At 43.0% G+C, this 12,444-nt stretch carries 15 protein-coding genes; 4 read left to right on the top strand and 11 right to left on the bottom strand.

The window, feature by feature from the left end:
• Positions 1 to 99: 99 nt before the first annotated feature.
• The 9 genes from E2R66_RS16360 to E2R66_RS16330 all read right to left on the bottom strand — a co-directional run bounded on the left by E2R66_RS16360 (position 100) and on the right by E2R66_RS16330 (position 5,342).
• Positions 100 to 1,416, bottom strand: a complete 1,317-nt coding sequence (locus E2R66_RS16360; RefSeq protein ID WP_133232448.1) for a DASH family cryptochrome — start codon at positions 1,414 to 1,416, stop codon at positions 100 to 102.
• 11 nt (positions 1,417 to 1,427) lie between these two features.
• Complete coding sequence (locus E2R66_RS16355; RefSeq protein WP_133232446.1) at positions 1,428 to 2,705, bottom strand: acetyl-CoA hydrolase/transferase family protein; 1,278 nt, start codon at positions 2,703 to 2,705, stop codon at positions 1,428 to 1,430.
• Positions 2,706 to 2,831: 126 nt separating this feature from the next.
• Positions 2,832 to 3,170, bottom strand: coding sequence for a DoxX family protein (locus E2R66_RS16350; protein WP_133232649.1), 339 nt, complete (start codon positions 3,168 to 3,170; stop codon positions 2,832 to 2,834).
• Positions 3,170 to 3,520, bottom strand: coding sequence for a DoxX family protein (locus E2R66_RS16345; protein WP_133232444.1), 351 nt, complete (start codon positions 3,518 to 3,520; stop codon positions 3,170 to 3,172). The genes E2R66_RS16350 and E2R66_RS16345 overlap by 1 nt, the downstream gene beginning before the upstream one ends.
• An 11-nt stretch (positions 3,521 to 3,531) precedes the next feature.
• Positions 3,532 to 3,672 carry a hypothetical protein gene (locus E2R66_RS28375; protein WP_158288425.1) on the bottom strand — a complete coding sequence of 47 codons (141 nt, stop codon included), beginning with the start codon at positions 3,670 to 3,672 and terminating at the stop codon, positions 3,532 to 3,534.
• 1 nt (position 3,673) lies between these two features.
• Positions 3,674 to 3,850, bottom strand: coding sequence for a hypothetical protein (locus tag E2R66_RS28690; RefSeq protein ID WP_192901987.1), 177 nt, complete (start codon positions 3,848 to 3,850; stop codon positions 3,674 to 3,676).
• 311 nt (positions 3,851 to 4,161) lie between these two features.
• Positions 4,162 to 4,446, bottom strand: coding sequence for a TIGR03643 family protein (locus E2R66_RS16340; RefSeq protein ID WP_133232442.1), 285 nt, complete (start codon positions 4,444 to 4,446; stop codon positions 4,162 to 4,164).
• Between the two features lie 57 nt (positions 4,447 to 4,503).
• Complete coding sequence (locus tag E2R66_RS16335) at positions 4,504 to 4,863, bottom strand: hypothetical protein (protein WP_133232440.1); 360 nt, start codon at positions 4,861 to 4,863, stop codon at positions 4,504 to 4,506.
• Positions 4,860 to 5,342 (bottom strand): DoxX family protein, encoded by a 483-nt coding sequence (locus E2R66_RS16330; RefSeq protein ID WP_204985940.1) that lies wholly within the window; start codon positions 5,340 to 5,342, stop codon positions 4,860 to 4,862. The genes E2R66_RS16335 and E2R66_RS16330 overlap by 4 nt, the downstream gene beginning before the upstream one ends.
• A 277-nt stretch (positions 5,343 to 5,619) precedes the next feature.
• Here E2R66_RS16330 and E2R66_RS16325 point away from each other — a divergent pair, with 277 nt between their 5' ends.
• The 4 genes from E2R66_RS16325 to E2R66_RS16310 all read left to right on the top strand — a co-directional run bounded on the left by E2R66_RS16325 (position 5,620) and on the right by E2R66_RS16310 (position 8,608).
• Positions 5,620 to 6,189 carry a hypothetical protein gene (locus E2R66_RS16325; protein ID WP_133232438.1) on the top strand — a complete coding sequence of 190 codons (570 nt, stop codon included), beginning with the start codon at positions 5,620 to 5,622 and terminating at the stop codon, positions 6,187 to 6,189.
• 157 nt (positions 6,190 to 6,346) lie between these two features.
• Positions 6,347 to 6,961: an RNA polymerase sigma factor gene (locus tag E2R66_RS16320; protein ID WP_133232436.1), complete on the top strand. Its 615-nt coding sequence runs from the start codon at positions 6,347 to 6,349 to the stop codon at positions 6,959 to 6,961.
• Positions 6,951 to 7,724 (top strand): tetratricopeptide repeat protein, encoded by a 774-nt coding sequence (locus tag E2R66_RS16315; protein WP_133232434.1) that lies wholly within the window; start codon positions 6,951 to 6,953, stop codon positions 7,722 to 7,724. The genes E2R66_RS16320 and E2R66_RS16315 overlap by 11 nt, the downstream gene beginning before the upstream one ends.
• A gap of 83 nt (positions 7,725 to 7,807) precedes the next feature.
• Positions 7,808 to 8,608 (top strand): hypothetical protein, encoded by an 801-nt coding sequence (locus E2R66_RS16310; protein WP_133232432.1) that lies wholly within the window; start codon positions 7,808 to 7,810, stop codon positions 8,606 to 8,608.
• A 39-nt stretch (positions 8,609 to 8,647) separates the two neighbouring features.
• Here the strand turns inward: E2R66_RS16310 and E2R66_RS16305 are convergent, their stop codons facing one another.
• The gene (locus tag E2R66_RS16305) at positions 8,648 to 11,431 is read right to left on the bottom strand and encodes a CHAT domain-containing protein (RefSeq protein WP_133232430.1); all 2,784 of its coding nucleotides are present in this window, start codon (positions 11,429 to 11,431) and stop codon (positions 8,648 to 8,650) included.
• A 26-nt stretch (positions 11,432 to 11,457) separates the two neighbouring features.
• Positions 11,458 to 12,276: a hypothetical protein gene (locus E2R66_RS16300; RefSeq protein WP_133232428.1), complete on the bottom strand. Its 819-nt coding sequence runs from the start codon at positions 12,274 to 12,276 to the stop codon at positions 11,458 to 11,460.
• Positions 12,277 to 12,444 lie beyond the last annotated feature (168 nt).

Genomic DNA, 12,444 nt, shown 5'->3' with positions numbered 1-12,444 from the left:
TTACTAAAGCTGTTTTCCGACGCGCCTTAAAATATTAGAATTGCCCTCTGCGGTCATGTAATTGAACTTGCACCAGCCTATTGATGTGCTTGCAAGATCTTACTCCGCTAAAGTATTACCATCAGGCATCTTCCAAAGTTGCCGATAGCTGCCATCTGCGTCGTAAACCGCCGCTTGTTTATCTATGTTAAAATATCGGTTTGCTCGGGGATCGTTGCCTACGCCGGCCAGGTACGCCCAGTTGCCCCAGTTACTGCAAACATCATAATCAATTAACTGATGCTCAAAGTAGGCAGCGCCGTAGCGCCAGTCGAGTTTTAAATCATTACAAAAATAGCTTGCTACATTTTGCCGACCGCGGTTGCTCATAAAGCCGGTGAGCTTTAGCTCCGTCATATTGGCATCAACAAATGGAACGCCTGTTTGGCCATTGATCCATTTACCGAGTGCGGTATCAAATGTCATGGAATTAGCTGCTCTGGTTTGTAGAACCGGCGACCTTAGAAAGTACCGGGCACCATTTTTTTGCATGCAAAACCAAAAATAGTCGCGCCACAGTAATTCAAAAATCATCCAGTAGGTTGATTCATTGGCACCGAATTGGCTTTCGTAAGCTTTTACTTCAGCATATATTTCCCTGGCCGATATACAACCCAAAGCCAACCAAGCCGAAAACTTTGAAGAGTAGTTTGCACCAATCATGCCATTACGGGTTTCTTTGTAGGTAGACAGGGCTTGGGTTTCGTAAATATAACGCTGTAAACGCTGATTTGCGGCTTTGGCGCCTCCTTTAAATTGGATAGCCGCCCTTGGGTCGGCTTCTGCATATGTAAGTACTAATTCATCGGGCATGGAAAAATCAGGAAGCGGCGGTGTTGTGATACTCAGGGGCTGCGGGAGTACCGACCTTATGGCAACCTTGCTTTCCACTTGTTTTCTGAACGAGGTAAAAATCTCCGGTAATGCTGCAACAGCAAACGGAAGATCTGCGGTATGCAGTAGGTTACGGCATTCAAAATCAAAAAAAAAGCAGTTTAGTTTCAGCAGCTCATCTTTTACTTTTGTAGTCAAATGCAGTTCTTCTGGCGCTACTTCCTTTTCGGCATATATGCTTTGCGCACTATATGCTTTTGCCAGGTGGGCAATTTCAACTTCGGACTTACCCTTTAACACTAACAGGCCAGATCCCACAACGCGCAAATCATTATCCAATTGCTGCAGGCTTTCTTTCAGAAATTTTAGCCGGAATATGCCCGCTTTTTTAAAACCAAATGGAGTGGTTTGCAACAGTTGTTCATCCAGGCAATAAAAAGGTATAACCTCATCATTCTCTGCTACTGCTTTATACAAACACTCATTATCGCACAGGCGTAGGTTTGTTTTAAACCACACTAAAGCGATTCTTTTTACCGACATAGGTGATAAATTTATTTAAACCGTTTGTGGTAGGCAGCTTCCAGCGCGTCGCGGTGATCGGGATGCGCTAATTTTATCAATTCCTGTGCGCGTTGTTTAAGGCTTTTGCCGAATAAATTGGTAATGCCGTACTCGGTAATTATCCACTGTACATGCCCGCGGGTTGTTACAACGCCCGCACCCTCTTTTAAAAACGGTACAATGCGCGAAATACCCTTAGCGGTAACAGAAGGCAGCGCTATAATGGCTTTACCACCAACAGACAACGAGGCCCCACGCATAAAATCCATTTGCCCGCCAATGCCCGAGTATTGGTGCGTGCCGATAGAATCTGCACAAACCTGGCCGGTGAGGTCAATTTCGATAGCGCTGTTAATAGCAATAGCTTTTGGGTTTTGCCTGATGATGCTGGTATCGTTCACATAGCTGATATCCATCACCCGTATGGCGGGGTTATCGTCTACAAAATCGTATAATTTACGCGAGCCCGCCATAAAAGCAGTAACGGAACGGCCAATATTCAGTTTCTTTTGGCTGTTATTAATTACCCCGCTTTCAATTAACGGAATTACGCCGTCTGATAACATCTCGGTATGGATGCCCAGGTTTTTGTGATGACTCAGATTTTTAAGCACCAGGTCTGGTATGTTACCAATACCCATTTGCAAGGTTGCGCCATCTTCAATAAGCGAAGCAACGTTAATTGCAATATCGCTAATGGCCTTGCTGCCGCCGTCGCTATAGTTTAACTCGGGCAGTTCTGCTTCGTGCCAAACCATCGCATTAATTTTGCTGATATGGATAAAGCCATCGCCGTGGGTGCGTGGCATTTTGGGGTTTACCTGCGCAATAATGTGTTCAGCAACGTCTACGGCTGCGCGGGCAATATCTACCGAGGTACCCAGCGTGCAATAGCCATGCTTATCAGGGGGCGAAACCGTTATCATTGCTACGTTGATAGACCAATTATCGCTTTTAAATAATTGCGGTATCTGGCTTAAAAAAATCGGGACGTAATCGCCATCTAAACTATTAGCCACCTTGCGGGTAGCTGCAGAAACAAATAAAGAGTTTACGTAAAAGCTTTTGCGGTATTCGGGCTGGTCAAAGTCTACATCTCCAAGCGTAGTAATGCTCACCAGTTCTACCCGCTTCAGTTCGTTGTGACGAACCTGTAAAGCCTTCAACAAATGCATAGGCGTAGCAGCGCTACCATGAATATATACCCGGTCGCCGGATTTTATTGTTTTAACGGCCTCTTCGGCAGTAATGTATCTAGAATCGGTCACAGCTTTAATTTTATTGATTTTAGTGCAAGATTAGCAAGAATATGCATAGGGCTATTTGTAATGTGCTAAAGTTTACAATCATTCTATACAAAATAAAAGTTCATCCACTCGGTTGCGCAATAAGATTTATCTGAATACCGAAACAAAAAAGATATAGCCATTCAACAGCATAAAAATAAAGGATGGCAGTGATTGTAAAAAGCCATCCTTCATTTTAATTCTCACACCAAAGCCTATCAGCATCAGCAATGCCAGGCCGCCCGAGGAAAGTACCAGGCTGGGCAGCCAAAGAAGCCCCGCCAGGAGCCCCGCCCCGCCAAGCAGTTGCAAGGCCCCAACAAGAATTCTGAATTTACCCAAGCCATAGCGCTCAAATTCGGCCGTCATGCCCGAATTAAAAAAAAAGGAGCATCCGTAAAAGAGAAAAGCTGCAGCAGATAAGATGATTAAAATAGTCAACAGCATCATGATCTGATTAACCCGGAATGAACACCGGCTACAAATAAACACAGGACAAATAAGAGAGCCGAAGGAATAAACTTTAGCAAAGGATTTTTAACCTTTGCATGCGCCGCCTGTGCGCACAGCATTAGCCCGCCCATTAAAATAGCCGGGACTAAAACAATACCCGGGTACCAAATACCCGTTATCAACAGTGTGGAAAGGGCTATTTTGGTGGCACCAACTAAATTTCGAACCAGATTGGGGATGCCATATTGTTCAAACTCTTTAACGATGTTATCATAGCGAAAAATCCAAACATATACAATGGAGATAGCAATAATGACCTGAGCATAAATTGAAAGTATTTGCATAAAATTTTTGTTTAAACGTGATTGTTGGTTTGTAAAGGATTTTCGATTTTTTGGTGCTGCTGTTTCTTTTGGGCGAAAAACATTCCCCAGGCAAAACCAACGTATAATACGGTTACGATTAGCGTAAGAATAATCAGATCGAGATTTTCCATGTTAGTTTGTCTTTTTTAGGTTAAAGTAGATCAGCAATCCCACCATTGTAGGTGGCCACAAACCAATAAAAATGGCCCTGTCATGGTCTTTTAAAATGATGTAGTAATACTCAGAAATGAATATGATGGCTACGATCATAGTCAGTATGGCGAATTCAATTTTTGAAATTTTATGCATTGGGTTTAATATTTGGTTACAATAGGATAAATTCATTGGCTTATACCAGTGAAATGGCACGAGAACAGTAAAAGGATAGACTTGCAAAGAGAAAGAAAACGGCAAATCGGTAAGGAATTCAGGGGATTCACTGGTTCATAAGTTCCAGGGAAGGCAAAATCAGGACTTAATTTTGCCCGGTTTTATGTGTGTTATCCTGCAAAAAGGGCACGGTTTCAATTAGGAGCAGCAGCTCAAATAAGAATATCCTTGCGGCTCTATGTCATATTAAATCGTCGCGTTTTTAAAGCTGTTGTTGGGTTGGGCAAACGTTATTTTCTTTTACTGATCTTGTTGCCGCTTATTTGCTTTTGCAAGCTGCACTTAAATCTAAAGGATGACTCGCCCAGTTTTTGATGCTTGGTTATCCGCCCCTGAACACGCTGGCGCCAAAGTTTAAAACTCGATGCTTTCATTTCTTTACGCATCAACTTAATCACCTGCTGTTCGGTAACGCCAAATTGTAGCCTTATTGCATCAAAGGAAGTACGGTCTTCCCAGGCCATTTCAATGATACGGTCTGTATCCACTATATTTAAACTACCGGTTTCAATCATTTTCTTTGGTGTTTTTTCGCTTTAGTTGTGATGTTCTATTCCAACAAAATTTGCAGTTTATTTTGAGCGGTTGAAAACTGCCCGGTAAACGGTAGTATCGCCATCCGTAAAGTAAACCCGCCTGTTGGGCTGGTTTTTCAATTCAAATTGATCATTGATCACAAATTTTACTTCGGTAAACTTATAGCCCGTAAAAAAGCTCACGGTGTCTTTGTAAGTACTGTCCTTTTTTAAAGCGGGTAATGGTCTATCATAGTCCCACGAAAGTGGTTTATCAATGCCACGTACACCCACACTATGAATGTTCTTTACCTCTTTGGTATCTAGCAAAAACACCACGGTCCGTTTATACGTTTTTTGCACGCAGCTTGATGCAAGTGCAATAAATAAACAGGCACCTATTACTTTATTTCTCATTTTCTGAAATATCTTTTGGCGAATAAATAATCTAATCCAAACCTTCCTGAGCCAAGTATCATCGAATAAATACCTACCCACAGAAAGCCCATTGCCGGCAACATGTTCCAGGTTCCGTTTTGCAGTTGTTGCATAAAAATGGCAACCAGCATAGTACAAGCTATTAAAAACGAGGCCAGTCTGGTTTGGAACCCCATTAAAAGTAATATCCCGCCGAATGCTTCACTAAAGGCACCCATCCATGCAAAGAATATGGGGAATAGTTTAAATATGCCTCCATATGCCGCAACGTCTTGCGGAAACCAATATACCACCTCAAAAAGTGCCAGGTTTTTATCTGCGGAAGACCACGGTAGCCCAAATTTATCAGATCCAAATACAACCGTAAGTAGGTAACCGCAAATAATGCGGGGAACGGCCAAAAATAAGTCTTGCCACCATCGCGGCATGGTAATAGGGGTTGTAATTTTTCTCAGCACAAGGAAGGTTTAAAGTATATTTTAAAAGGAAAGACTTGCATTAGCTCAAATGTAATACATTATTGTACAATATAATGAATATAAAAACATATTTGTACTAAAATACATGCTGTCAGCGAAATTCAAATCAACGGAAAGTTGTATTAGAATATTCTTAAGACGTTCTTTTCGAGGCGAGTGCTTGAGTTAGCAACAATTCTTCGCTAATTAATTTATCCTGCGGTTACATTTCCGTTGCCGGGCATTACAAATGGGTAAATAAACTAAAATCAGTAACATGAAAAATCTCTTCTTTATTCCCGTATTTATGATCGCCTGCGTACTTTTTAGCTGTCAAAAAGAAGCAAAAGTTAACCCGTCTGCACCGGTTAGCTTTATGGCAAGCAACAAAAAAACACCTGTTGGCACACCCGTAACAACACCAGTACCTGTTCCATCGGTGCCTACCATCCCGGTAACAGATACGGTTACTTCTTCGCTTCCGGTTGCCTCTATTGTAACCCTTGGTAAGTGGAAGGTAGCATCTTACCGGGAAGGCACTTCCGTTAGCACATCAAAATTCAATGGTTACACATTTGTGTTTGACAAGTCGGGCGCTATTGTTGTGGATAACAACGGGCAAACAACAAATGGTACATGGCTTTATTTAACCGCCAGTTTTTATTATGGTATCCCAACCTATGGCTACTCTCCATATGGGTTTAATATTTTGCTCGGAACCAAAAAGCCATTGAGTTTATTGTCTAAAAATTTATTCATCAGCAAAAAAACCACTACCAATTTGTATGTTGATAGCGTTAATCCGGCGGAGGATACGCACGTAACATTGGTGAAGTTTTCTAACTAAGCCATTCATCTATTATTTAAAAGCCTCCCGGATTTGATTTTCCGGGAGGCTTTTACTTTATGTTTTTTCCAGTAATACCAGCTAAATAGTTCATAAAAATATTGGTTACTTTGGTTACGTTAATAATCCCTGCTTTTACTAATAACCGTATATCGATATGAAGAAAGCCGTGTTGAATTTCTCCGGTGAGGAGCTAATTGAGACGCTTAAAAATCCGCATGTGCGCACCCAAGCCATTAGCTTTATGTATCGCAGTTATTTTGCCGTATTGAGTAATCATATTCGGCAAAATCAGGGAAGTGAGCAGGATGCGGAGGATATTTTCCAGGAGGTGATCGTAACTTTTATCGAGATTGTGCGGAAAGAAAAATTCCGGGGCGAATCGAGTATTAAAACATTCCTGTTCACTTTAAATAAGTACGCATGGCTAAACGAGTTAAAGAAGCGGAACCGGGCATCGCAGCGCGAGGAAAAGTATGAAAGCGAAAGGGGTGTAGATGAACGAGATGTAAGTAGCTTTTTAATTGAGCGTGATGCTAAAAATTTGGTGAATAGTTTAATTGAAAAATTGGGCGATGCCTGCAAAAGGATACTGACCGCTTACTACTACGAGGGGTTATCGATGAAAGAGATTTTACCCCTGGTGAATTATGATAACGAGCAGGTGCTGCGCAATAAAAAATATAAATGTTTAAAAACCCTGGAACAAATGCTGGCCGCTAACCCCGGGCTTGCAACGCGTTTCAAAAGTGCATTGGCGTATGAACAATAACGAAGAAATGAATGAACGGCTAATGCTTTACCTTGATGGTGAGTTGGCCGGCAAGGAGCGGGCAACGTTTGAGGAATTGCTTGCTAAGGATACAACCTTGCAAACCGAGCTGGAAAATTTATCAATTGCCCGGTCGGCAATAGCACATTATGGCTTAACAAGCCAGGTTGCCAGTGTGCACCATATGATGATGGACGAATTTAGCGTAAGCAGGGCTAAACCTGGCGGTGCAAAAATTTATTCCATGGTTCGTTATTTCATGCGGGTGGCTGCCGTGTTGTTAATTGCCGTAATAGCGTTTGGCGGCTATGAATTTATCTCTGTATCGCCTCAAGGCATTTATAAAGATAAATACATAACGTATAGCACGAGTGTTGAAAGGGGCGGTAGCTCAGCATCACCTATAGAACAAGCATTTGCAGATAACGACTATCAAAAAACCATCGGCCTTTATAAAAACACAAAATCCCCGGTAATAAACGATCATTTTATTGCGGCGCAAGCTTATTTAGCCGCTGGTAATGCTACAGGGGCCATTAAAGCTTTTAATGCAGTTTTGGCTGCTAAGCCCGGCACCTACACCAATATTGACGACGCAGAATATTACCAGGGTCTGAGTTACTTGGCTAACCATCAGCCAGCAAAGGCAGAACCAATATTCCAGCGCATTTACCAAAATAAAAGTCACTTATACCACAGTAAGGTAAGCTATTGGACTATGCTCCGGCTCAAACTGCTCATCGTAAAAGATCCCGGTAATTAAACCGGGATTTATTTTCAAAAAAAAATTAAAAAGTGGTTACGATCTTAATCGCGGCGGATACTAAGTATAAAAAACGATAAGATATGAAACACTTAAACACTCGTACTGTATATTTTGCAATAGTTGCATTAGCAGTTGTTACCGGATCATTTGGCTGTAAAAAAGATAGCGGCGTAACGCCGTCAACAGCTGCACAGATTTCTTTTGGGCTTAAGGCAGATAATGCTTCCATGGTGCTTGCCTCCACATCGGGCCCTGTAATGAACAGCGTTGGCACCAACGCCACAAGTTCAATTATTACCTGGACATCAGGTACTGCCAACGTAAGCAAGTTTCAATTTGAAGCTAAAAAAGCAGGCGTAAAAACTGAAATCGAAGTACCCGGCGCAAATACCATTAACCTTTTTGCAGTTTCGCCATCATTGTTCCCTACCAAAATAGATACCGGCAATTATAGCGAAATTGAAGTTAAACTTGCTTTGGCGCCACCGGCCGGCAATAGCATCCCTTTTCAGTTAAAAGGCTCGTTTACTAAAGCTGATGGAACCGCAGTACCGGTTGAATTAGATGTTAACGAAGCAATGGTGTTAAAAACCGAGATCACTAATGTTGTGATTGATGCCACCACCGATCTGAAAACCACCTTTACCCTTCACCTGAATAAATTACTTAGTGGTGTAACCTTAGCAGACCTTGCAGCGGCCACCGCCACATCGGGTACGGTTGTTCTATCAAGTACTTCCAACACGGCACTGTTCAATAAAATCAAGGCGAACGTAGGAAACATAGGCGGGCACGAAATTGAAGGAGAGCATCATGGGCATAACGGCTCAGACGATAATGCAAGCCAGGGCGGAAACGATGACCCAAGCGGCCATAATTAATAAATGGTTGTAACTTAAGTATTCAATACAAAGAGGGGCTCAAATGGAGCCCCTCTTTTTTGATATAAATAAAAGTAACCCTAAAATTACCAGCCCCGAGCCGGCTATATATAACCAATTGAGCCCGGCAGGCGATTCCTGGAAATTACCGATCAGCCGCATATTGGCCCAGTAACCCGGCTGTTTTTTTGCCGGTGAGATAGCATCATCATCCAGGTAATCTATTTTGGCTTGTTGTAAGGCGCGGCTTAGCGTAAACCCTTCTGCAATGTAATGATCCATTTTTGCAGATAAGTAAGCCGTGGCTGCATCATCCGCTTTCCACATCGATGGGATGATATTTGCACAACCCGCATACGAAAACGCCCGCGATAAGCTCATTATTCCTTCGCCCTTAACAAACTGTCCGGCACCGCTCTCGCACGCGCTTAGCACAACCAAATTGGTTTTATCGAGCTTTAAATTATAAATCTCGGGTTCAAAAAGCTTGTAGTTTAAAGCCGAATCGGGTTTTTCCGGGTAAAAACTGATGTAAGATTGCTTTATGTCCGCATCGTTTGCGGTAGCATGTGTGGCCAGGTGTATAATATTGTATTTACCGGCCAGTTCTAGAAACCTCTTTTTTGTAGCTAAATGTCCCGTAAAAACGGTGCCGCCAACCGCTTCTACTTCCGCCGCAGATGCCCTTAGCCGCGCCGGCAATTGGCATTCTTGCTTAATAGTCCTAAGTTCTTCCGTAAAAGGCGCCATGCTGAGCCTGCTCGCATTTTGCACCGTTGAGGTAGGTTTGCTACGCTGCAAAATTGCGCAGGAATAATTGTAACTGATGCTATATTGGTTTAGCAGCGGCTCTCCGCTCTCATCAGGTAAAACCTCAAAAGGCAGGTAGTTTAACAGGCCATCGGGGATGATCATCAGACTTTTTTTGCCGGCTATAAACCCTTTTACCTGACCTATCAATTTTCCGTACAACTTTTTACCGTCGGCTTGCAGCAATGCCGAATTGTTACGCCCACGGGCTTGCGCATTTTCGTAGTAATTTTTAATAAGCGTTTGATAATCTCCCGCTAATGGCACGGTTACAAAGTCAAAATCATCCTTGGTAATAATAAAGCACAATAACTCTTTTTCGCCAATATGGTAAGAAAGTAGCGCCGCCGAAGACGGTATAATACTTTGAAGAGCTTTTAAATTCACCTCCTGTTCGGGGGTAGTAAATTGCCCGGCACCTATAGCGTGGTTGATTTTTTGCTGAACCGCAATCAATTTTAACGACAAATCATTCACCTCTCTCTTAAAGCGCGTAATAGCCGTACTGTCCGTTTCCTGGGCCGCCCGTAAAGAGGCCCGGGTAATGGCTTGCTTTAATTCGGTCTCTGTTTTTAACAGGGCAGCAGGTACATGGCTGTTCAACCGCAGGCTGGCCTCGTTAAGCGCGAGGAATAAGGTGTTCGCCTTGTTTTCTTCGTCAAGGAAAAATGCTTTCCGGATAAATGTTTCATTACCCGTGAGTTTATATAATTCCAAACAGATGGTAATAGGGCGTAACCTTGCGGCATATTTCCGCTCACCAATTTCCAGCCTCGCCTCGTCGCTTTCATAAAAGCGTTCAATATGGCCGGTCAATTTATAAAATGCTAAATAAGTATCAAGGGACGCTTGCAATGTTTTTACCTGGCGGTTATAGCGGTACATCTTATCAAATGCTTCGGCCTTTGCCTGCAATACGCCCAGCAATTCGGTTATATTGAATACCGTATTAAAATTATTGGGGTTAGTGTAAATATCGGCAGAATTAAAATCGACCAGTAAATTTTGTATAGCCTGTTGATAATAATTCAGGCTTTTAACAAATTGGTTTTGCCGCAGGTACAAATCGCCCAGGTATTTTAGCGTAATTCCGTAGTCGCTGCTCTTATGCCTGCCGTTAGTCTTTTTATGGAGTTCTGTCGCCTTTTTAAGGTAATCCAAAGCCTTAGCCGTATCACTTTGTAGCAGGTAGGCGTTGCCCTGGTCGTTTAATTTGCGGATATCCTGATAGCCTACTTTGTTTAAATAATTAAGCGCCTCTTTGGTATTACCCATAGCCAGGTAAAGCGACCCGATATTGTGATTGATCTTATCGCTTTCGATATGATATGATAAAATGCTTTTATATAAGGCCAACGCCTCGCTATACCTTTTCAACCTGCGGTAAGCCGATGCCAGATTGCTTTTGTAGGGCACAAGTAGGGCCTGATCAATTTGCTTGTGGCTGTTAAGTACGGCAAGCGCCTTTTCATAGTAAATAATGCTTTTGCTGTAATTACCGCTGGCATAGGCCATAACCCCGAGCGTATTGTACAGGCGTTCAATTTCTGCCAGTTGGGCGTACTTTTCAGCAATTGTTTTTGCGCGATCATAAAAATAGGCTGCAGAATCGAGCCTATCCAAACGGTAGTAGCTGTTGCCACAGTACACAAGCGGCTTATAAATAGCCGAATCGGGTATAGCAGGCATGGCAGCACGTAAGGCAAATGCTTTTCGGAAATAGGTGGCGGCATTTTTTTCCTGCCCTAATACCTGCAGGTAGGCCCCTGCATTAACACATGCCCTTAACATTAGGCCAGGGTCTTTTTTGCTTTTGGCTAAAAAGGAAATTACCTGGTCATACCCCTGCAATACTTTACGGCTTAAAGTAGCATCTGGCTCATCTTCCAGCGAAAGTTGCTCTGTTTGGTTAAATAAACTCCGGTAATCCGGTTGTTGCGAAAATGCATTAGTTGCAGGCAGTATAAGGCCGATAGCAGCGATAAAACGGTAAGAAACATGCCTCAAAAACATGTTTAAAGATAGACAAAATGCCCGGCTTAGCGGCTCACAACAATGATACAGGGTGGCCTTGCCTTAACCGGTTTACTGGTAACGCGGGCTATGCTGAATAAGGAGATGCCTGCCGGATGCTCAGCAACCTGTTGCGAGGTAACACTAAAACCCTGTGCTTTCCTTGCCGCTAGTAAATCGGTGAGATATTGTGGTATTTCACTGGCCGTGCGGTAAAAATACACTTTCATTTCCAAGCCGTTTAACGAGCTTTGGCTTCCATCGGTAAGGCGGTAAGCCAATTTCACCTGCTGCGTAGCACCCGTATCTATCCCCTGCGAACGAACCGATGCCGCTAGGTTTATGCGGGCATTCGCGGTGTTTACATCAATGCCGGCCTTTTTGCACCCACCCCCCTGGTCGAAGGTGTTATTGTTTCCCGCTGGTAGCGCCAATTTTGTGTCGGCGTTATAAATAGGCGCTGCAATACTGTCGCCTTTCGCCAGGTTGTATATTTTATCTTCGTAATTGATGCCTGAAATAATTACTGTTTTTGTAATAGCAGCGGCACCGTTATCCGGGGAAAACGTTACTTTATACTTCAATCCGGTTTCGCTCGAATTAACGTCTATTTCGCCGGTGCGCTCATCCAGCCGGAGTCCATCGGGTGCACTGGTATAGTCCCCAGCATCTGTAATTAAGGATTTAATGGTATTGCCATTGGCTTGTATGTAAAATACCGAGTCACCGTAAATGCCGTTATCTATAATAGATCCGCCGTCGGGTGCGGGTGCCTGCCCTTTTTTGCAGGATAAACACATGCCCAACAGCCACACAACAATAACAATATGGAAATATTTTTGCATAGCAATTAACGGTAAACAACGGCGGCGTACGCTTATTATTACTGAGTGTCCTAAAAGTTGGGGGATAGGATAAAATTTATTTGTTTTGCTGGAGGATAAACGAATACTAAAGCATTGCCAACACCACACGAAACCCTTGTCCGGTTGATCTTACCTGACGGCCTTTTA

Origin of the sequence: Mucilaginibacter psychrotolerans (assembly GCF_004519315.1) — a bacterium.
GTDB lineage: Bacteria > Bacteroidota > Bacteroidia > Sphingobacteriales > Sphingobacteriaceae > Mucilaginibacter > Mucilaginibacter psychrotolerans.
Note: the sequence above shows the minus strand (reverse complement) of the source record. Positions and strands in the feature narration are given on the sequence as shown.